The organism is Sporacetigenium mesophilum DSM 16796 (genome assembly GCF_059569055.1).
Genome location: NZ_JCANUR010000003.1, coordinates 1 through 21,038, shown reverse-complemented (window position 1 = coordinate 21,038; position 21,038 = coordinate 1). Strand labels below are relative to the sequence as shown.

Here is a 21,038-nt window from a genome sequence, read left to right as displayed (position 1 = left end):
ATTAGGTCCGTTAAATGGAGAAATACCAACATACAAACATTGAAATGCTAGAAATTCACGAAGTTTCTCGTTTTCAATATACTTTGAAATATAATCATAAGATGTTGTAAAAGTATTGAGTTTTAAAGCCTTTAATAAAGAAGTAGGACTAAGATAATGTCTTATATGTTCATTTGATTTTTGTAAAAAGTTTTCATTTGCAATAATGTACTTTTCATATATATCAGATAAAAATTTGAAATAACCGATAGAGTCTTTAAGTGATATTGACTCTAGAGTATTTGTCAATTTAACTATATCGCTATGAAAATCAAGATTTTTTCTATCACCATAAAAAAGTCTATAATTAGGATTAATCCTAATAAACTCTAAATAATCATTATAATCTTTATTAGCGTATTCAAATACATTTTTATAATCTTGAGGTGTCATTAAAATAGAGGCAGTTAAGTCAAATTTAAAATCATTAGTTTGAAGTAAGTTTACTTTACCACCTATTTGCTCTTCTTTTTCATAGACTTTTACACTGTATCCATTACTTAGTAATCTTACAGCAGTAGATAAACCTCCTACACCTGAACCTATAATTATTACTTTCTTGCCCATAAAACAATACTCCTTTTTACATTAAAATGATTTTATACTTTATAGTTTTTCATAAAGAAATAAATTAATGTATAAAGGAGTAAATAATTATAAAATATTTTTTATGTCTAATAAACTATGTACTTCATAAGTTGGAATAATGTCTGTTGGATTAATTATTTTAGAAGGGTTATACCAACAAGTATCTATTCCTACATTGATACCGCCTTGTATATCTGATTTTAAACTATCTCCTATCATTAAAACAGAATCCTTATTTTTGTGATTCATAGCTTCTAAAGTATACTCAAATATTTTAGAGTCTGGTTTTGCAAATCCTATATCCTCTGAAATAACAATATGCTCAAAATGCTCTCTTATAGCTGCCTTATCAAGTCTCCTATTTTGAACATCTGACAATCCATTTGTAATTACACATAACCTGTATTTCTTAGATAAATAAGATAACAATTCAATAGATTCATCAAATAAGAAAGCACCTTCACCTAAAAGCTTTAAATATGTATCTCTAAACTCTGTAGGGTTAGACGATACACCTAACTCATTAAAAAATCTTCTAGGCCTTTCTAATTTTAAATTATCTGCAGATATAAGCCCTTTTTCAAGCTCATGCCATATATTATCATTTACTCTTTTATATATACTTAAGTTCTCATCATTGTAATCTATTTTGCAATGATTCATTGTTTTTTCTAAGGCATATTTTTCTGCTTTTTTAAAATCAAATAATGTTTCATCGATATCAAGTAAAATAACTTCGTATTTCATAAACTCATCTCCATAAACTTTAATTTTAATTAATATTATAACATACTACAAAATATAATTTTAGAAGGAGTTTTCTGCAATTTATATAATACTTTAAATAGGGAAGGTGAGTAGAAGATGAAAATAAAACTAAAACAGCTTTTTACAGCTGATGGCAATATTAATAGAAAAGAATTTGCTTTAATTAACTTAAGTTATATTGCACTTGAGATTATTAACTATTTTATAGTAAACAAAGGTTTTAATAACAATGTTTATGATATTGTAACTTATCCTGTTTTCTTTTTAATGTACTTTATAATTGCATGTTCTATTATAAAAAGATTTCACAGTATTAATAAATCTGGATGGTACTTATTAGGATTATTAATACCTATATACAATATATACTTAGCTTTATTATTGTTTTTCAAAAGAGAAGAGGATAAAGATAAAATAACAAAATCAAATAAAAAGCCTAAAACATGGAAGCTAGCACTAGGAGTTGTTACATTTATTGTTGTAGGGGTTATGGGTATGGTAGGTTATGAAAGTTATAAAGAAAATAAGGCAGTAACAATTGTAAAAAAATCAAATGTTGAAGATAAAGTAAAAACTACTGATGATGTTGTAGAAACTTGGATGGAAGAAGCAAAACCAAGTAAAATATATGGATGGAATGGAAAAAGAGTAGATAAAAATACATACTTTGTGACTTATGAATTTGACGATGATAACAATAATAAAAATGGGACTATTATTGTTGGAGGTTATGAAGTGAATATAGAAGATAAAACTGTTAAGAGTATTATGAATGATAAAAATCTTGAGAATAAGTATATTGAATTAGGATTTATAAACTAACTTAATACATTTCTGCTATAATATTAAAGAAAGAATAAATATATTTTAGCAAGGTGAGGATAAAATGAATTTAATAACATTAGAAAATATAAGTAAAAACTATAGTGAGAAAAAACTATTAAACAATATATCTCTAGGAATAAATGATGGAGAAAAAATAGGGGTTATAGGAATAAATGGTACAGGTAAGTCTACACTTTTAAAAATAGTAGGCGAAATAGAACAACCTGATAGCGGAAATATAATAAAAAGAAACAATATTAGAATCGAATATCTATCTCAAAATCCAGACTTTGATTTTGAGGCTACAGTTTTACAACAGGTTTTTAAAGGTAATTCTGAAGAAATGAAAGTTTTAAGAGAGTATGAATATACTATTCAAAAAGTATTAAACGGTGAAGTTTCTTTCAACGATAAACTGATTAAGTTACAAGAAAAAATGGATAGTATGAATTTATGGGATTTAGAAAGTGAAGCTAAAACTGTATTGACTAAGCTTGATATAAATAACTTTGACGAACAAGTAAAGTTTTTATCAGGAGGGCAGAGAAAGAGAATAGCCCTAGCCTCAGCTCTAATAACTCCATGTGAACTTCTTATATTAGATGAGCCTACAAACCACATGGATAGTGATTCTATTTCTTGGCTAGAAGAGTACCTAAACAAAAGAAAAGGTTCACTTTTGATGATTACTCATGATAGATACTTCTTAGATGTAGTAACTAATAGAATAATAGAAATAGACAAGGGAAATCTATATTCATACGATGGAAACTACAGTGAGTTCATAGAAAAAAAGCTTGAAAGAGAATCACTAGAGGAAGCTACCCAAAGAAAAAGAGAAAGTATGTACAAAAAAGAATTAGCGTGGATAAGAAGAGGGGCAAAGGCAAGAACTACAAAACAAAAAGCTAGAAAAGAAAGATTTGAAACTTTAAAAGATGAAATGGTAGATATAAAAGATGAAAATCTTGAATTATCTGTTGTTGGATCTAGACTAGGCAACAAGATAATAGAGCTAAATCATATAAGTAAGTCATTTGACGACAACACTCTTATAAAAGACTTTACTTATACTTTATTAAAAGAAGATAGAATAGGTATTGTAGGTCCTAATGGCGCTGGTAAATCTACTCTTATGAAAATTATAAGTGGAGAGTTTATTCCTGATAGTGGAGAACTAGAAATAGGAGAAACAGTAAAAGTAGGATTCTTCTCACAAGAAAACTTTCATATGGATGAAAATATGAGAGTAATTGAATATGTTAAGGAAGTAGGAGAGTATCTACCTTTAGCAAATGGAGAAAAAATCACAGCATCTAAAATGCTCGAGAGGTTTTTATTTACTTCAGATACACAATATAGTCCAATTGGGAAGTTGTCAGGTGGAGAAAGAAGAAGGCTATATCTACTAAGGGTATTAATGGGGGCACCTAATGTATTATTACTAGATGAACCTACCAATGACTTAGATACTACAACACTTACAATATTAGAGGATTTCTTAGATAATTTTAATGGTCCTGTAATAACTGTATCCCATGATAGATATTTCTTAGATAGAATGTGTAATAAGATATTTTCTTATAGAGGAAATGGAGAAATAAAAAGATACAGTGGAAATTACAGCGATTATCTACTTAAATTAGAAAGTGAAAAACCAGTTCAAGAGGAAACTAAAAATAAAAAAATTGAAGAAAAAAAGATAGAAACTAAGGTAAATACTAATAAAACTAAACTAAAATTCACTTATAATGAACAAAAAGAATTTGATGAAATAGATGAGATAATAGAAAATCTCGAAAATAAAATATCGAATTTAGAAAAGGAAATAGAAAAGAATTCTATGGATTTTGTAAAACTTCAAGATTTGTTAAATGAAAAAGAAAAGACAGAAGAATTACTAAATGAAAAATACGATAGATGGACCTATTTAAATGATCTATCAGAAAAAATAGAAGCACAAAAAAATAAGTAAACTAAAGGGTCGTAGTAAAAATCTACGATCCTTTTTGTTATTGATTAAAGTATACATGGTTATTTTTACTAATTTATAAGTATTATTTGCAGAAATTGTTTATAAATTCTATATTATATATTAAAATAGAATTAGGGGTTTTAATCTCAATATATGTTTTGAAATGTCGAATATGGAATATACATATCGTCTAGTAAACTGTATGTATTTTGTGGAGGATTTTATAGATGGAAAGTAGTATGGATATTATTGCATTAATATTAATAGAATTAGTAATAGCATATTTTATATTTAGAAAAAGGATGTTTAGAATGCTTAGTATAAAAAGGCTTCTAAACAAAAATGAATTATATTGTGTATATCAACCTATAGTAGATTTAAAAACAGGAACTACTTATGGTTACGAAAGTTTATCAAGAACAAAAAATACTAAATATAAAAACATTAAAGAAGTAATAGATGATGTTTATAAATTTAAATACGTACAAAAATTTATTTTATTAGCAGTTCAAAATTCAGTAAATTCTTTTGAAAAATTTGAAGTAAAAGATAAAAATCTATTTATAAATATAGATCCTGTGTTTTTAAAACAAAATACAGATGAAGTATTTGATTTGTTACAAAAGATAGAACCTGACATTAGAAAAAATATAGTTTTGGAATTGACGGAAAACGTTCCTATTGACGATATGAAAAAACTATATAATTCTTTTGAACAAATAAGACACTTTGGTGTAAAGCTTGCAATAGATGATTATGGTTCAGGATATTCAAATAATAATTTGCTTATATCTGTACCTTCCCACTATATTAAGATAGACATGAATTTTATAAGAGATATAGACAAAAGTAGCAATAAAAAAGAACTTGTAAGAACAGTGGTTGAATTTAGTAAGTTCATAGGGGCAAAAATCATATGTGAAGGTATAGAAACTAAGGAAGAGTTAGATGTTTTGATAAACCTTGGTGCAGACTATGGTCAGGGATATTATTTAGGAAGACCAAGAGAAGTACTTGCTTAATAAATAAAGTTATGTTGAAATTGTAAGTTATATTTGGTATAATTTATATAAGAAATATTCGAAAATTAAATATAAAATATATAGGTTAATTATTTTTATTAAAAGGAAATCAGGTGAAATTCCTGAACGGTCCCGCCGCTGTAAGAGAGGAGCTTTGCACATATGTCACTGGAGTAATCTGGGAAGACGTGTAAAAGCTATGATACTTGAGTCAGAAGACCTGCCTATATTATTAACACTTTACTCTGCGGAAGATACAGAGTGTGTTAGGTCTTGCCTTTAATTAGACATTAAGCTTAGCCCATTAACTCTCGCAGTTAATGGGCTATTTTATATTCAAGCGAAATTTTTATACAAGGAGGAATTTTGTTGGAAAATGACGGAAAATTCGGAAATGTTCATATTATTACACCTATAGTTTTATTTTTAACTATAATGATAATGGTTTTTTCAAATGATAATCCAGCTATACTTATTTCAGTATATACTTTGTTAATTTCTTTATTTATATCTACAAAAAACACTAAGAAGTTAAAAATGGGAATTCTATATTTTATACCTTTTGTAATTGTTATTACAATAATAAATGTTTTCTTTGTAAGCCAAGGAAAAACAATATTATTTTACATAATGAGTAGAAAAATTACTTTAGAATCTATTATATATTCAATAACAATGGCCTTTAAGTTATTGTCAGTAACATATATTTTTATGGCATTTGACTTTATGATAGATTCAGACAGGGCTGTTTCTTATTTTTCAACTAAAATGCCAAAGTCAACTCTTATGCTTATGATAGGATTCAAACTTGTTCCAGATCTTAAAAAAAGGTTTAATAGTTTGAAAGATGTATATACAGTAAGAGGAGTAAATTTTGATAAAAAAGGTTCTAAGGAAAAATCAAAAAGTTATGTACCTGTTTTTTCAATTTTATTAGACAACTCCTTAGAAAGTTCCTTTGAGATAAGTGAAGCCGCATATGTAAGGGGATTTTTAAGTAGCAACAGGAGTATATACGAAAGACAAAGATTTAATAAATTTGATTTTTTAATTATATTTTCATCAATAGTTCTTTTAATAACTTATTGTATAGGAATGTATTTTAAAATGGTAAGTTTTGATGTATATGATGGAATTTATTTAACAAATATATTTAATTATGCAACTGCATCAATATTTGCGATTGTAGTGTTTATAACAACTTCAATGATATTATATGGGGAGGATGATTAGTGTGGCTTATATAGAAATTAAAGATTTAAGTTACAAGTATCCTTTAGAAGATAAACTAACTTTAGACAATATAAATCTTAAGCTAAATAAAGGGAATATATTGTTAGTTACGGGAAAATCAGGCTCAGGGAAATCAACTTTAGCAAAGGCTATAGTTGGAACTGTTCCTAGTTTTTATGGTGGAAGTATTAAAGGATATGTAAATATAGAAGGTGAAGATATAAATAAAATGTCTCATAGTCAAAGAGCTAAAGAAATAACTATGGTTTTTCAACATCCAGAAAGACAACTTATGATGAACAAGGTACATAGAGAAATGGCCTTTGGGTTAGAGAATATAGGTGTGGATGAGAGTGTTATAAAAAGAAGAGTATGGGAAGCTATGCAATTTGCAGACATACTACATTTAGCAAATAGAAACATAAACACATTGTCTGGTGGAGAAAAACAAAAAGTTGCAATTGCATCGGCTATAGCGTACATGCCAAAGTGTATAGTCTTAGATGAACCAACGTCACAACTGGATCCCCCATCTGCAGAATCTATAGTTAATTTAGTAAGAAAAATAAATACAGAACTTGGAATGTCTATAGTTTTAATAGAACAAAGAGTAAATAAATGGTTTGATGTTGCAGACAAAATTGGATATATGGAAAATAATAAGCTTACAGTTTTTGAAAATATAAATGAATTTTTTAGTAAATGTTCTAATAATATGATTGGATTTATGCCAGATTATTTAAGATTTTTCAAAAAGAATAATATAGGATACCTTCCAAAAGACTTTAAAGATGCTAGAAATTATTTAGAAGGCGAATTTAATAATAAGGATGAATTTAATAAATGTCAATTTGCATTTACAAAAGATAAAAATGATAAAAACTCAACTATCAGTATAAAAAAGTTAAATACATTTTATGATAGTCTTCAGGTTTTAGATAATGTAAATATTGATATATTAGAAGGTGAATTTGTTTCTATTATGGGGGCAAACGGTTCAGGAAAAAGTACATTATTAAAAAGTATTATGGGACTTAAGGAATACAAAGGAAGTATAAAAATAAATTCCAAAGAAGTCAAAAAAACAAATAGAAAAGAGCTATCAAGGTTAGTTGGATATGTTTCTCAAGATCCAAGTGAGTACATTTCAAAAGACAGTGTTTATGAGGAACTTAAGTTTACACTAGATAACTTTAACTCATTTGATGAAGAAATTATAAATAATACTTTAAAAGATTTAGATATTTACCATCTTAAAGATAAAAATCCAAGAGATTTAAGTGGTGGGGAAAAACAAAGGTTGGCTATAGCCTCAATATTGGTTATGAAGCCTAAGATACTACTTCTAGATGAGCCTACAAGGGGTCTAGACTTAGAAGTAAAAAACAAACTAGGTAAAGTACTTAAAAATCTCAATGACCAAGGTACAACTATTTTGATGATAACCCATGATGTTGAATTTTCATCTAATTATTGCAACAGATTTATACTTATGTTTAATAGGGAAATAGTTGCAGATGGAAGTAGAGACGAGGTTTTAAGTGATGGAATTTATTATAACACAACAATAAATAAGCTATTTAAGAATATTGACAACTCTATATTTACTGAAGAAGAAGCTTTGGATTTTATTAGTTGTAATTATATGAATTCTGTAGTTTAAAGGTGGTTATTATGAAAAAATTATATATTGTTTTAACAGCAGTAGTGATTGTAATTTTAATGGTACTTACATTAAATCAAAATATACAAAGTGGATTTTCATTGATATTTACATTAGGTGTATTTGCAATATTGTTTTTAAGTTATTTTTACTTCGAGAAGAGTTCACTAGGAACAAAAGAAATAGGTATAATAGCTACTTTAAGTGCATTTTCAGCTGTTTCAAGAGTTATATTTGCCCTAATTCCAAATGTTCAACCAGTTACTTTCTTGGTTGCATTATCTGGGTATGTGTTTGGTCCTTATCAAGGTTTTTTAATTGGAAGTTCAGCTGCATTTTTATCAAATATATTTTTGGGGCAAGGTCCATGGACTCCTTGGCAGATGTTTTCCTGGGGAATAATAGGTATGATATGCGGATTTTGGGGAAAGAAAAATCAAGATGTAAGTCCTTTAAAGTTTGCAATAGCATGTTTTGCATTTGGCTTTATGTTTGGTTGGATTATGAATTTCTGGAACCTCATTACATTTGTAAAACCTATAACTATGGAAAGTGTTGTTGCAACTTATTTAGCTAGTTTGACATTTGACATTTTACATGGGGTTGGTAACTTTACTTTTTCAATAATATTTTACGATATATTGAGAAAAGTTTTATTTAGATATAAAAGAAGGCTTGAGGTTACTTACATAAAAGAAGGGGATTTAAATTAAAATTCTCTGCGCTCATGTCGCCAACGACCAGATGGGACCTTGCTCAAGGTTAGCAGTTGGAAATTAAATAATTGGAGGGAGAAAAAATGAAAAAGATTATTTTGAGTTTGATTTTAACACTTAGTATTGTATTATCACAAGTTGCCTATATACCTGCTATTGCAAATGCAGAAGGTAATGACTCTGTAAATGTAACTGTAAAAGTAGTAGCTGGGGGTAAGACAATACTAGAAAAAACAAATGTTAATGTTACAAATTATGATTTAACACCTTATGGTGCAACTAATCAGGGTAATACAATGGCAATTCATGCTATATTAAAAGCACTTAAGGATAATAAAATAAGTTATAAAATAACAGATAATGCTCAATGGGGAGCCTCAATTTCAAGTATTGCTGGTATAGATAACTACAATGAAAATTATCCAAATGGATACTGGGCTTTTGCATTTAACAACGGATACGCTAGTAGCGGAGTTGGAAAGCAAACTATAAATAATGGTGATTATATAGTTCAATATTTTGTGCCAGATTGGAAAAATTTTGATTATAAATATTCATATTTTAATAGAGAAGATGTTGCAACAGATGGCAATAAACCCATTGAACTTAAACTAATTGGTCAGGATACTAAAGGGGTTGAAGGTGCAAGTATATTGCTAAATGGGCAAAAAATTGATGGTCTAGTTACTGATAATGAAGGTAAGGTAACTATACCTACTGATAAATTTAAGAAAGATGACGAGTATATAGTAACTGCTGAGAAAGTCATAAAAGAGACTCCAATGATATCAACGCCTTATTGCAAAATAACAGTAGAAGGAAAAGATACTCAGCCACCTATTATAAACCCACAATTAAAAGATAAGACAGTATATTCATCAAAATATGCTTTGGATGTAACTACTACTGATAAGCTAGATGGAAATATTACTCCTATTGTTAAGTCAAATAATGAAGAAATAAATCCAAATAATAACGGTAAATATATAGTTACTCTTAGCGAAGGATCAAATACTATATCAATTTATGCAAGGGATAGCGCAGGAAATGAAATTACAAAAACTATATCCATAATATATAAAAAATTATTATTTGAAGATTACAATCTAGCAGAAGAAATGAATTTAACAGCAAAATATCTTAAAGAAAATAATATTGATGAGTGGTCAGCAATAAGTTTAAATAAATTAGGAATAAAAGGAAGTAAGGAATATTTTAATTATATGATAAATAATTTTAATAAGAATGTTCCTAAAAAAGGATTAGATTATTATACAAATGTTGAACTTGAAAAATTAATAATGTATCTTGTAAGTCAAGGATATACACCATATAACTTTAATGGTCATGACTTAGTAAAAGAGTTATTTAATAGAGATATAAATAAGTTTGATGTAATGGATGTTATGTTTGGTATATTTGTATACGATTATTGTAATATAGGTGATACAAACTATAAGATCAAACTAAACGACCTCAAAAATGAACTATTAGATAAATCATTTACAGATGAAAATGGAAATTTAGGATGGTCTTTATCTGGAAAAGCCCCTATAAAACCTGATTTAGTAGGATTTGCAGTTTTAGCACTATCTAACTGGCAAGATGACTCTAATATTAAAACAACAATAGATGAAGCAGTAAATACTTTATCAAATATACAAAATGTAAGTGGTTATTATGATGATGGCTTCTCAGGTGGAGAATCATCTGAAGCAGTTAGTGTTTCAATATTAGGATTAACTTCAGTAGGTATAGATCCAACAGATGCTAAGTTTACGAAGGGTGGAAATAATTTAATAACTGCTTTAATGTCATTTAAAGGAAGTAATGGTCAGTACAAACATGTTCAAGATGGTGGAAACGACTATATGGCTACAGAAGAGGCACTTAGAGCTCTTATATCGTTAAATGAGTTTTATAAAAATGGTAAACACAACTACTATGACAGCAATATAAATGCAAAGGAACTTGCTGTTTACGGCAAATTGAATACTGATACAAAAGGAGAACCAACTAAAAATACAGGTAATAATCCTACAACAAATAATAATAACTCAATAGAAGACGAAAATACTTCTAATGAAGTTGAAGATGCAGAAGAGCAACTTGAGAGTGCAGACCTAATGAAAACTACAGCAATAAATGAAAATAAAGATGTCAAAGATGCTTCAAAGTCAAATAAATCTAAGTTACCTATTACTTCAGGAATAATAACATTAGCAACAGGGGCTATTGCAGCAGGAGCTTATTTTATGTTTAGAAAAGATTTCTAATATGAGGTGTAATTATGAATAATAAAAAGAAGATACTTGTAATATTAATAGCTATATTTCTATGTTCGGGAATGTTTTTCATTTCAGAAATGGTCAAATACTCAAGTAGTTCTAAAACTGCCCAAACAAGTGAAAGTGAAGTGAAAGACTCAAGTTCTGAAGCAACTGATTCTGAAAAAAGTACAAATGATAACAAAGAAATAACTAATGACACTGAAGATGTTTCTAAATCTGATACCAAAAACACACAACAAGATAGCGATAAATCTATAGAAAATAAAAACGCTACAGTAGATACTAAAGAAAAAATAGAGGCAACTCAACAAACTACTACAACACAAGAACCACAACAACAAACACAACCTCAACCAAAGAGTTCTAAAGTTATTGTACAAAATGGCATAACTGGTTCGACTATATTATCTAAAAGTATAAATGCTAGCAATATCTCAGTTGGGGAAGCAACTACTAGTGCATTAGATAGTAAAGGTGTTGACTATAAAGTTACAGGGTTTGGACCAGCAATGTATATTGCATCTATTGCCGGATTAAGTGAAAAAGCTGAAGGCCCAACTAGCGGATGGGTATACTACGTACAAAAAGGTGGTAGCGGTTCCTTTACTAAACCTGGAGTAAGTTGTGGAAGTTATAAGTTACAAGATGGAGATGTAGTTTTATGGAAATACATTAAAGAAGGAGCTTAATAAGAATCTGTATTGGGTTAAAATCCAGTACAGCTTTTTATATTAAATAGGCTATATTTTAACTCGGTGTTGAAATTTCAAAAAAATGAGTGTATAGGTTTAAATGTATTATAAGTAATGCTATATTTAGTATATAATCAAACTATAGTTTATTGTAAAGTTGTATAATTTTGTGTAATAGCTTAATAAATAATAGGCGGGGCTAAATAATTCTGTTGATATTTAAATAGAATGAACGATTGTTATATGATGTAACAAATACAAATGGATTTTGAAAAAATCTTAGGAATCGTTGAAATGAACGAAGCTTATCTCCTATATCTTGAGAAGGGTAAGCCTAGAGTGGAGAGAAGAAAATCAAATATATCAATAACAACCAATTTAACATTGTAAAAGGACTGATTCAAATTGACTTCAAATAATAGGTTAAAATTAGTATTTACCGTAATAGTCATTTTTTTTATTTTTATTAGCTATTCAGCTTTTAGCATTTGGACTTTTAGTGACAAAGTTCAATTAGTTAAAACTGATGTGGCTGTGGTACTTGGCGCCGCTGCTTGGGATGATGAACCATCTCCTGTTTTACGTGAGAGGATAAATCATTCAATCTGGCTTTATGAGAATGATTATGTAGATAAAATTATTTTTACTGGAGGTAAGGGTAAAGGCAATAAGTATGCTGAATCTGAGGTTGCAAGAGATTATGCTATTAAAAACAATGTCAACTCTGATGATATCCTGATTGAAACTAAATCAAGAATCACAGAAGATAACCTAAAATACGCTTATAAAATTGCTGTTGAGAAAAACTTCAACACCTTTACTATTGTAAGCGACCCTTTGCATATGAAAAGAGCAATTTTGATGGCAAAAAACATTGGAATGGAAGTTTATTCATCACCTACGCAAAGTTCTGTATATAAAACACTGAATAGCCAAGTACCGTTCTTCCTGCGAGAGATGTTTTTCTATATTGGTTATATTTTCAGTTTGCCATTTAGGTAATTCCCGTTAGAAAAGGATTCTAATAAGTAGTCTTTTTATTTTTGCATATAATCAACAATACGTAGAAACTATTGAGAGGAAAATAATAAAATAGAATTACTCATAGTATAAAATAAGTCTATAAGTAAGTTTATAGTATTTATATACTATGAAATTTTTAAAAATAAAAAGATTGTGTTTTTAGTTAAAAAACACAATCTTTTTTACGTAATTTCTATTGTAATTTTGGTTACAATATTGATAATCTTTTTTAATATAAGGTATTACTGCTTACCAACATCAATTATTAAACCGCTTCCGCCATTTGATTCAACATGAGGTCTTTTTCCGTCCCACTTGTCTAAGTATTCCATAGTAGCCTTATAATTCATCAAATCTTTATTCATAGATTGCTGAATGATTTTATTAGCTTCAGCTTCCCCTTTAGCTTCTATAATTCTTCTTTCAGCTTCTAATTGAGTTTGTTCTTTAGCTATTTTGGTTTTTTGTAATGCTAATTTTTGCTTTTCAATTTCTTGAGCAATAGCCTGTCTATCTCTTATAGCTGCCTCTACATTTTTAGGAACACTGGTTCTTGACAGTGCTGCCTCTTCAATAACAATACCATATTGTTCAGCATTTTTTTGCAAATACTTAGTTAAGCTATCATTTACTTCAGCCTTTTCAGTTAAGTAAACTTCCATTGTTGTATAATCTTTTGTAACCTCAGTAGCCCATGCCTTTATTTTACCACGCATTATATCATTCATGATTTCTTCCCCTGATTTTCCTCTATATCTCTTAAACACACTAGGAACATTATTTTTATCAAATGAATATTGAATTGTCAAATCTACATTGACAGCTCCGTCTGAGCATTGAACATCAAAACTATCATTACCTTTGTTACCTTCTTTAGTGTTCTTAGATAAATAAAACTGTTCAGTAGCAACAGAATAAAGTGTAACTTCTTGCCATGGCATTATAATTCTAAGACCTTCATTTAAAACGTTTCGTTTAACTCCACCGTTTAACGAGTAAACTACTCCAACATATCCTTGTGGTATTTTTTCTGTAAACAGGATAAACCCAATAAATATAGTACCTAACAACACAATTAATTTAGATAACTTAGGACTTATTACAGGCTTTTTAAAAACACTACTCTTTTCCATAAAATATTTTTCTCCCCTTAATTATTATTATTAAATATTTCATCTTAATAATAACATTTGGACTGAATTAAATAAATAAAAATCAAGTAGATATCATGAATTTATTTTTAGTAATATAGTTATTTTTATTACTATTATAAAATGAAAGTATATATAAATTTAGTGAAAATAAAATAGAGAAAAAGATTGGTATTATTAAGAGAAGAATATATAATTTAATCTAACAGAACTTTAGTTAAAAAGGATATTATAAGGATGGGATAAGGTTGATTGAAAGAGATAATAAGTGTTCTATTCCAAATTGTTATTTACTTAGAACAGATAAAATTAAAATAAATGGATTATATAAAATATATGTAAAAAACAATGATATATACGGAGCAAAACTAGCAGGAGAAATTTTTGATAAAGAATCTACAGATGTATTTTTTTACACTTACTTTAGTGACGGATTATTAGGTGATTTCATAGAGTGGTTTATAAAACGATTTTATCCAGGATGGATTAATAATAAAATTAAAAAACGTTATGAATTGGAAGAACACTATGATACTTCTGAATTTGATATTACTACTTTTTTGAATAAGGACAAAACGAATTTTGTATTTAATAAATGTGATATAAAAAAAGTAATAATTTTGATGAAACGTGAATGGTTTCACCCCATATACACAAATGAAGGAACTATTGTAATTAAAACAAATGAAGGTAAACCAATGAAATTTGTTGTTATTGGTAAACAACGTATGAGGGATGTAGCTAGAATTTTTTCTGATTTGGGGATAGCTATTGAGGTTAAAGATAAAGGGATTTTTTACAATAAATTTTAGTTATTTAAATTGGGGTGTATTAGGTTGTTAGATTTTTTATGTGATCTTTTCATTCAAGGATTTGCAGAATTCTTCTCAGGTACAGTATTTAAAAAATTATTTGAAAAAATAACTGATAAAATTAAAAATAAGTATCTCCGAATGTTAGTATATATCATATTTATGGCATTTTCAGTGGTAGTTTCTCTTGCTATAGCTTTTGGTATTATTATTTTAATTTTAATGATAATAGGTGTTATCTAGTATTGTAAGCCTAATATTGTACATCATTGGGGATATGGAATGGGATATTTATTTATATGTGGTGACGGAAACGACCATGATGAAGGTGCATTTCTATGGCAAACCTAATAACTATATAATAGCAATATATAGTTATATATGGAAATTAATGGTATAATTAGAAAAAATATTTTAATAGGGGATGATTACAATTAAGAAAATTCCAAAGCATGTACTAATTATGCAGATGGCTGTAAATATAGGATTAATAGCGTATGGATCTTATAACTTTTTAAAAGGGACTAATAATGGAATTACGTATTTTATAATCTTGGTAGGTATAGCTGGAATTATAATAGATAGTATTTTATATAAGAAAAGCAATAATGTAACAGATCAAGAAGAAAGTAATATCAACTAAAAATGTTAATTTAAAGGGCCTCGTTATATGAAGGTCTTTTTATTTATAGACATATAAAAATAAATATTAATTAAGGAGACAAAATATTAATGAGTTTTATTAAAAGCATTACATCTTTTCTACTTTCAGGCTTAGGTTTCATTATTCTTGCAGTCATAGGTGCAATAGGCATGATTTTCTTGTATTCTTCGACACATCTCTGGTTATCTGGAGAGAAAAATTATTTGCTGTTTACATCTAATGATTTTAATATCGCTTCTATGATTGCCTTAGGGTTATTGATTGCCTATTTTTTATTTTTTATAAAAAGTAAATTTTCTAAAGAAAAAATAAATGAAGAAGAAATAGATACAGAGCAAATATATGAAGAAGAAATAGATGAAGAATATGTATATATAAAAGAAGACAGTAAAATGGGAATATTTATGCACAGAGTTATTAATTATGTAGTTCTTATAGATGATAAGTTAGAGTATATCAAGAAAACAAGTATATTTAAAACTGCTCAAAATAACTTTAAAAATACTTGCATAGTATCTCTAGTAATTATTACATATTGCGGATTTGCAAGCTATACAGTTTTATATGAAAGCAGCATTAAGGTAAGTTCTCCATTATCTCCTTTTGGAGTTACATATAAGTATAGTGATATAAAGAATGTTGAGGTTGGAGTAAAAAAGGGTTATCAAGATGAATATGAGATATATTATAGGCTAAAGTTTAGTAATGATAAGGCTGTCGACCTTTTGGGTGGGGTTACGCAGGATTGGCAAGGTGAAAAATCTCTTGAAGGTGTTTTAATTGACATAGATAAACAACTAAAAGTTCAAGGAGTTAGTAAAAGTGTTGACAAGAAAAATTTCGAGAAGTTTTCAAATGGATTAGATAAAGAATATGTTAGTGAGACGGAGAAGCTTTTTGAGTAGAAAAGGGGAGTAGTTATGAACTGGTATAATATATTAAAAGGCATTCTAATATTAGGTGCAATAATATCGTTGCTCACAGGGGTAGCAGGATGGATATCAATTAAGTTTATCTTTAAACTTGAGAAATACAAGGATAAAATTGTTGAAGAAACCCCCTTACTAAAATGTACAAACGTCATGTATACTGGACTTATTTTAGTATATGTATTTCTAGGCATTTTAGCTGTACTAAGGTTTTTTGAATGAAACTTGATAACTTTAATACTCAAATTTTATAAATTATGATGTTAGTATAATTAATAAGTATAAACATGGCGGTGAAAATGAATGGATAATAAAAAAGGATTAGAATATTACTTGCAAGATTTCTCTATTAGAAATGAAACAAATGAAAAATACTTATCGTTAGTACAACCTTCTATCTCAGGCGGTAGAATAACATATAATGATATTGATATATTAAAAAATAAACCAAATATAACGGAAGTGAAGATTAGTGGTTTAACACAAGATACATTTGATTATTTTGTAGAAAATTATGGACAACAGTTTAAAGTAATTCATTTTTGGAAATGTCCTCTAGTTTCTGATTTTTCAAAGCTGGAAATGCTTATTGATGTAGAATACCTTTTATTTTTTTGGAATCAAAGAGCTACACACCTTTGGGATTTATCAAAAAATGTTAATCTAAAAGGTATTTCTTTTGACGACTTTACTAGAATGCATACGTTAGAAGAAATTCCTCTTGCGCCTGCACTTGAGGAACTATATTTCGGTGATAAAGTATGGAATAATTATGTTTTGGAGTCTTTGAAACCACTTTCATTTGCAAAAAATCTAAAAACTCTAATATTTTCTGCTAAAAAGGTTATTGATAACGATGTAACATCACTTACTAAAATTTGTAGTTTGGAAAGATTAGAGTTTCCAACTAATTTATTTACAACGGAACAAGTGGCATGGTTAACTGCGAATGTGAAAAATGTGAATTCGTCTGTACTTGCCCCCTATCTAAAACTGGAACATCCGCTTGACTATGATGGAAAAAAGAAAGATATTTTGGTAATTGGTAAAAGAAAACCTTTTTTAAATTCACATAAAGACAAGGTAAGGCTTGAAAAGTATGAAAAAGAATTTATGAGTTTGGTGTCTAAGTATAGTTTGGAGTAGATAATATTTATTTGGAGGGATTTATGTTTTCTAAATTATTTAAAAAGAAAAAGCTGAGAATACCAATGGAAATGCAATTAAATAATCTTGAAGAAATAGGTATCAGTTTAAATTCTGATATTAAAATAAATGAAATTTTTAATGTAGTAAAACGTAAAGATATTGAAAATGAACCATATATATTTCTATTAATAGCATTAGGTGGCGAAATAGAAACATCAGATGGAGAATGGATCTCAATATCTGATGATATATGGTATTTTGATACGGAATGTATTGAGGACAACGGGATATATGTGGAAATAATAGAAAGGCTTATAAAAATGTCTAGAGGATATTTAAGTTTAAATAACATTGAAGACTGTGTTGATATTGATAGTAATATAGCATGGATTTCTTTTAATTTTAATGAAAAGTTCTATAGATGGGATTTGGAAGTTGAGGATGATTGGTTTGATATGGCCTTAATACAAAAACTAAATAAGATTCTTTCAGACTATGAGTACGATAAAAAGTTTGCAGTTTCAGTTGTAGACCAAACATGTTTAATAGGTTTTTTCAATGAAGAGCAGTTAAATAAGATTAATATATTGACTGGGTTGAAATTTGAATTAGTTTAGTATATCAAATGCTTATAAAAATTAGGTGATGTTAGTACAATTATGAGTAGTAGTTGAGAGCATTAGGAGGAAAGAGATGAAAAGGGCATTTTTATATAAAGATGAAAAATCAGACAAGTTTTGGTGGATTAATTATGAAGGTAATGATTTCGCTGTTAACTATGGTAAGAATGGAACTACAGGAAAATATGAAATTAAAGAGTTTGACTCAGAAGAAGAATGTAAAAAGAAAGCTTTAAACTTGATCAATCAAAAGATTAAAAAAGGGTATAAAGAAGTACTAGATTATGATTTTATTAATCGGTACTATTTTGATGATGAAGAAATAGGACCTCATAGAAAAACTTCACATCCAAATTTTGTTGCGCATTTTAAGGATGATTTCTACTTCGATTGTGCAGATGAAGAAGCTCCATTTGGGAGTGATGAAGGAAGTGACACGTTAAGTGAATTAGTATCCCATATAAAAAAATATGGTAATAGCAATATTGCATCATTGCCACAGAAAATTATCGAAGAATTTTGGGATATGGAATACATGAAGCCAAGTAATATTGACACAGATTTTATAAAAGGACAACTTGATAATGACAATGAAAATGAAATGCTTATAGTACAAAGTGACCAGGTTATTATTGCTATTGCTCTAGGTCAAATAAAGATTACAGGTACAGCTGACGAAGAACTTAAAAATTTAGCTCTCTTATCATTAAAAAGATTGAATGTTGTTTCTAAAATTCTTAATTGGGGTTTTTTAGGATTAACAGATATTATGATTAGAGATATTGAGTCTTTTAAGATATAAAAATAATTATAATGATAAGTATATAGGTTTAAATATCTAAAAACTATGAAACAAGAGCATCTTAAAAAGACAGATATTGGGGGAGAGCATATTGTCAAAAATCAAACTAAGGGATTTAATAACGGTATTAAGTAGTGATGTAGTAAAATATAATTCATGTATTGAAATGAATTTTGGTATTGATAATGATACAGAGTATGAAGATTGTTGGCTTGGAAAAATGCTAGATAGAAATAAAAGTAACAAAGAAATATACTGGTATGGATTAGTGCCTAATGGCTCACAGGCGTATGATTATGATCAATTAGAGGATATTCTAAATGTTAAAGTATTTCATGGGAAAAGTTTGTGTGATGTTATTGAAAAAATAACGTGGTATTCATTAGATGGATGTAGTATAGAGGAAAGATTACCAGATTACCTTGATACTACTAGTAAATAAATGGGGGAAATTTTATGGAGAAAAAGAATTTAATAAAACTATATGGGCTTATTTTTATTGTTGGAGTACTAATATTGATGAATTCTGTAAACATAGCCTAATCTGAGAATGCTAGTGATATAGTCATAAATCTAGATCAATATATTATGAATTATAGATTTCTAGGCTCTATAGTATAATATTATACATAATTGTGTCTATTGTAAAAGGAGGGCTGTAAGTACATGATAATAATTAGCAGAGTTTCTAGTTCTTCCGATAAAATTAGAAAATATAAAGTAATAGTAGATGATAAAGAAGTTGGAAATATAAAAGATGGAGAAACGAAATGTTTTGAAGTTGATGAAGGAAATCATAATATTTACTTAAAGATTGATTGGTGTAGAAGTAATAAACTGGATTTTTATGTTTCTAAAGATTATAGCATAGAATTTGAATGTGGTAGCTCCTTAAACGATTGGAAGTTATGGTTTGGTATTATATACATAACATTCCTTAAAAATAAATACTTATGGATAAAAAATAAAAGATAAATTGAATGCTTAAACTTTATATATTATGGAATAAAGACTAACTTTATATCTATGTCAAAATTTAACCTAAAATAGTCTAAAACAAAATAAGCAATATAAATTTAGTTATATAAATACTTTTATTGGGGGGAGTATACTGAAATTGAATAAAAAGATATTTTTAAATTTTAATATCATATTGTTGTGTATGTCCATAACGTTATTAATTGCAAGTACATTACATAAATATCAATTAATGTATAATCCTACACAATACACTCAAAGTACTCTATTTCATGTAGAAATGGTTTCATTGATATTATTGATAATACTAAATATTTTAAATGTGATAAGATTTTTTAGATTTTTAATTAAAAAATATTTCAAAGATTTAGGCTTAAGTATCTTGATTGGAATTTGTTCTTGCATATTTATTATTGCGTCTCTAATAGTAGATGCACCTACTTTAATATATATGACCTAAAAATCATACGATGTGTTTATATACTTGGCAGTTGTATAATATTGTGAATAAAGATTCTGGATGTAGCTTGTTATATAGAAAGGGGGAGCTAGTTATTATTTCTAATCTATTCATGTTGTTTTGTGGTATAATGCTTATTACCTTTTTAAGAAGCAAAGAATTAATAATTCCAGGTATATCAATTATTGTATTATCTATAGTATTTATTTTATTGGAATTAAATATTTCAGATACGTTAAGATTAAGCTTATTTCCTGTATTATTAATATCTGGAATAACTCTTGCTATATCAGCTGGGTATGTTTTTTTGAAAACATTATTCAAAAAAACATAATAATATCAAACCAGATATATTGTGTAAGTTTAAATAATATTTAAACTAAGTTTATAATGAATAATATTTACATACTACTCATTGATAAAGGAAATACATTCCATAATAAAAACTTGAAAAGAAGAGGTATATTTATATGAAAAGAATTGTATCTTTTTTCAGCATAATTCTAATAGTATTTTCTTTAGTTGGTTGTGGTAGAACTTATGATGCTAAAGTAACTATCGGAGAATCAGAAAATTTTAGCAAAAAGGAAATAAATGATGCAGTAGAGTGTGTAAAGAAGAAATTTAGGAGCTTTGAA

At 27.8% G+C, this 21,038-nt stretch carries 23 protein-coding genes and 1 riboswitch; of the genes, 20 read left to right on the top strand and 3 right to left on the bottom strand.

Features of this window, described 5'->3' with window-relative positions:
- Both BS62_RS04260 and BS62_RS04255 read right to left on the bottom strand, forming a co-directional pair.
- A partial coding sequence (locus BS62_RS04260) for a phytoene desaturase family protein (protein WP_496490010.1) occupies positions 1-606 on the bottom strand: 606 nt, incomplete at its 3' end.
- An 87-nt stretch (positions 607-693) separates the two neighbouring features.
- Complete coding sequence (locus tag BS62_RS04255) at positions 694-1,374, bottom strand: YjjG family noncanonical pyrimidine nucleotidase (protein ID WP_496490009.1); 681 nt, start codon at positions 1,372-1,374, stop codon at positions 694-696.
- 117 nt (positions 1,375-1,491) lie between these two features.
- On the opposite strand from BS62_RS04255, the gene BS62_RS04250 reads away from it, so the two are divergent.
- From BS62_RS04250 to BS62_RS04210, 9 genes are all read left to right on the top strand, one after another.
- Positions 1,492-2,217 (top strand): DUF805 domain-containing protein, encoded by a 726-nt coding sequence (locus BS62_RS04250; RefSeq protein ID WP_496490008.1) that lies wholly within the window; start codon positions 1,492-1,494, stop codon positions 2,215-2,217.
- Between the two features lie 64 nt (positions 2,218-2,281).
- Complete coding sequence (locus BS62_RS04245; RefSeq protein WP_496490007.1) at positions 2,282-4,195, top strand: ABC-F family ATP-binding cassette domain-containing protein; 1,914 nt, start codon at positions 2,282-2,284, stop codon at positions 4,193-4,195.
- 227 nt (positions 4,196-4,422) lie between these two features.
- Complete coding sequence (locus tag BS62_RS04240; protein WP_496490006.1) at positions 4,423-5,217, top strand: EAL domain-containing protein; 795 nt, start codon at positions 4,423-4,425, stop codon at positions 5,215-5,217.
- 65 nt (positions 5,218-5,282) lie between these two features.
- Positions 5,283-5,459, top strand: a riboswitch (cobalamin riboswitch).
- Positions 5,460-5,586: 127 nt separating this feature from the next.
- Entirely contained in the window at positions 5,587-6,450 is an 864-nt protein-coding gene (locus tag BS62_RS04235; RefSeq protein WP_496490005.1) for an energy-coupling factor transporter transmembrane component T, read from the top strand.
- Position 6,451: 1 nt separating this feature from the next.
- A complete protein-coding gene (locus BS62_RS04230) occupies positions 6,452-8,113 on the top strand; it encodes an ABC transporter ATP-binding protein (RefSeq protein ID WP_496490004.1) in 1,662 nt (553 codons plus the stop codon).
- A gap of 11 nt (positions 8,114-8,124) precedes the next feature.
- A complete protein-coding gene (locus BS62_RS04225; protein WP_496490003.1) occupies positions 8,125-8,826 on the top strand; it encodes an ECF transporter S component in 702 nt (233 codons plus the stop codon).
- Positions 8,827-8,912: 86 nt separating this feature from the next.
- Complete coding sequence (locus tag BS62_RS04220) at positions 8,913-11,105, top strand: DUF4430 domain-containing protein (RefSeq protein WP_496490002.1); 2,193 nt, start codon at positions 8,913-8,915, stop codon at positions 11,103-11,105.
- Positions 11,106-11,119: 14 nt separating this feature from the next.
- Complete coding sequence (locus tag BS62_RS04215; protein ID WP_496490001.1) at positions 11,120-11,809, top strand: DUF4430 domain-containing protein; 690 nt, start codon at positions 11,120-11,122, stop codon at positions 11,807-11,809.
- A 408-nt stretch (positions 11,810-12,217) separates the two neighbouring features.
- The gene (locus tag BS62_RS04210) at positions 12,218-12,814 is read left to right on the top strand and encodes a YdcF family protein (protein ID WP_496490000.1); all 597 of its coding nucleotides are present in this window, start codon (positions 12,218-12,220) and stop codon (positions 12,812-12,814) included.
- Between the two features lie 263 nt (positions 12,815-13,077).
- On the opposite strand, the gene BS62_RS04205 is transcribed toward BS62_RS04210, so the two are convergent.
- The gene (locus BS62_RS04205; RefSeq protein WP_496489999.1) at positions 13,078-13,968 is read right to left on the bottom strand and encodes a prohibitin family protein; all 891 of its coding nucleotides are present in this window, start codon (positions 13,966-13,968) and stop codon (positions 13,078-13,080) included.
- Between the two features lie 266 nt (positions 13,969-14,234).
- On the opposite strand from BS62_RS04205, the gene BS62_RS04200 reads away from it, so the two are divergent.
- The 11 genes from BS62_RS04200 (at position 14,235) to BS62_RS04150 (ending at position 20,734) form a co-directional block, all read left to right on the top strand.
- Positions 14,235-14,798, top strand: a complete 564-nt coding sequence (locus tag BS62_RS04200; protein ID WP_496489998.1) for a hypothetical protein — start codon at positions 14,235-14,237, stop codon at positions 14,796-14,798.
- Positions 14,799-14,822: 24 nt separating this feature from the next.
- Positions 14,823-15,041: a hypothetical protein gene (locus BS62_RS04195; RefSeq protein ID WP_496489997.1), complete on the top strand. Its 219-nt coding sequence runs from the start codon at positions 14,823-14,825 to the stop codon at positions 15,039-15,041.
- 181 nt (positions 15,042-15,222) lie between these two features.
- Positions 15,223-15,441 carry a hypothetical protein gene (locus tag BS62_RS04190; RefSeq protein ID WP_496489996.1) on the top strand — a complete coding sequence of 73 codons (219 nt, stop codon included), beginning with the start codon at positions 15,223-15,225 and terminating at the stop codon, positions 15,439-15,441.
- A gap of 89 nt (positions 15,442-15,530) precedes the next feature.
- Complete coding sequence (locus tag BS62_RS04185; protein WP_496489995.1) at positions 15,531-16,367, top strand: hypothetical protein; 837 nt, start codon at positions 15,531-15,533, stop codon at positions 16,365-16,367.
- 15 nt (positions 16,368-16,382) lie between these two features.
- Positions 16,383-16,613, top strand: a complete 231-nt coding sequence (locus BS62_RS04180) for a hypothetical protein (protein ID WP_496489994.1) — start codon at positions 16,383-16,385, stop codon at positions 16,611-16,613.
- Positions 16,614-16,694: 81 nt separating this feature from the next.
- The gene (locus tag BS62_RS04175; RefSeq protein ID WP_496489993.1) at positions 16,695-17,537 is read left to right on the top strand and encodes a hypothetical protein; all 843 of its coding nucleotides are present in this window, start codon (positions 16,695-16,697) and stop codon (positions 17,535-17,537) included.
- Between the two features lie 23 nt (positions 17,538-17,560).
- Positions 17,561-18,157 carry a hypothetical protein gene (locus tag BS62_RS04170; RefSeq protein ID WP_496489992.1) on the top strand — a complete coding sequence of 199 codons (597 nt, stop codon included), beginning with the start codon at positions 17,561-17,563 and terminating at the stop codon, positions 18,155-18,157.
- A gap of 76 nt (positions 18,158-18,233) precedes the next feature.
- On the top strand, positions 18,234-18,962 hold the full coding sequence (locus BS62_RS04165; protein WP_496489991.1) for a WGR domain-containing protein: 729 nt from the start codon (positions 18,234-18,236) through the stop codon (positions 18,960-18,962).
- A 91-nt stretch (positions 18,963-19,053) separates the two neighbouring features.
- Positions 19,054-19,404: a hypothetical protein gene (locus BS62_RS04160; protein WP_496489990.1), complete on the top strand. Its 351-nt coding sequence runs from the start codon at positions 19,054-19,056 to the stop codon at positions 19,402-19,404.
- Between the two features lie 224 nt (positions 19,405-19,628).
- A complete protein-coding gene (locus BS62_RS04155; RefSeq protein ID WP_496489989.1) occupies positions 19,629-19,937 on the top strand; it encodes a hypothetical protein in 309 nt (102 codons plus the stop codon).
- 506 nt (positions 19,938-20,443) lie between these two features.
- Entirely contained in the window at positions 20,444-20,734 is a 291-nt protein-coding gene (locus BS62_RS04150; protein WP_496489988.1) for a hypothetical protein, read from the top strand.
- Positions 20,735-21,038: the final 304 nt, after the last annotated feature.

Excerpts from the sequence above, each read along its gene's own strand:
- BS62_RS04255 (WP_496490009.1), bottom strand. The coding sequence starts at position 1,374 with ATGAAATACGAAGTTATTTTACTTGATATCGATGAAACATTATTTGAT.
- BS62_RS04250 (WP_496490008.1), top strand. The coding sequence starts at position 1,492 with ATGAAAATAAAACTAAAACAGCTTTTTACAGCTGATGGCAATATTAAT.
- BS62_RS04245 (WP_496490007.1), top strand. The coding sequence starts at position 2,282 with ATGAATTTAATAACATTAGAAAATATAAGTAAAAACTATAGTGAGAAA.
- BS62_RS04240 (WP_496490006.1), top strand. The coding sequence starts at position 4,423 with ATGGAAAGTAGTATGGATATTATTGCATTAATATTAATAGAATTAGTA.
- BS62_RS04225 (WP_496490003.1), top strand. The coding sequence starts at position 8,125 with ATGAAAAAATTATATATTGTTTTAACAGCAGTAGTGATTGTAATTTTA.
- BS62_RS04220 (WP_496490002.1), top strand. The coding sequence starts at position 8,913 with ATGAAAAAGATTATTTTGAGTTTGATTTTAACACTTAGTATTGTATTA.
- BS62_RS04215 (WP_496490001.1), top strand. The coding sequence starts at position 11,120 with ATGAATAATAAAAAGAAGATACTTGTAATATTAATAGCTATATTTCTA.
- BS62_RS04205 (WP_496489999.1), bottom strand. The coding sequence starts at position 13,968 with ATGGAAAAGAGTAGTGTTTTTAAAAAGCCTGTAATAAGTCCTAAGTTA.
- BS62_RS04190 (WP_496489996.1), top strand. The coding sequence starts at position 15,223 with ATGATTACAATTAAGAAAATTCCAAAGCATGTACTAATTATGCAGATG.
- BS62_RS04185 (WP_496489995.1), top strand. The coding sequence starts at position 15,531 with ATGAGTTTTATTAAAAGCATTACATCTTTTCTACTTTCAGGCTTAGGT.
- BS62_RS04180 (WP_496489994.1), top strand. The coding sequence starts at position 16,383 with ATGAACTGGTATAATATATTAAAAGGCATTCTAATATTAGGTGCAATA.
- BS62_RS04175 (WP_496489993.1), top strand. The coding sequence starts at position 16,695 with ATGGATAATAAAAAAGGATTAGAATATTACTTGCAAGATTTCTCTATT.
- BS62_RS04170 (WP_496489992.1), top strand. The coding sequence starts at position 17,561 with ATGTTTTCTAAATTATTTAAAAAGAAAAAGCTGAGAATACCAATGGAA.
- BS62_RS04165 (WP_496489991.1), top strand. The coding sequence starts at position 18,234 with ATGAAAAGGGCATTTTTATATAAAGATGAAAAATCAGACAAGTTTTGG.
- BS62_RS04155 (WP_496489989.1), top strand. The coding sequence starts at position 19,629 with ATGATAATAATTAGCAGAGTTTCTAGTTCTTCCGATAAAATTAGAAAA.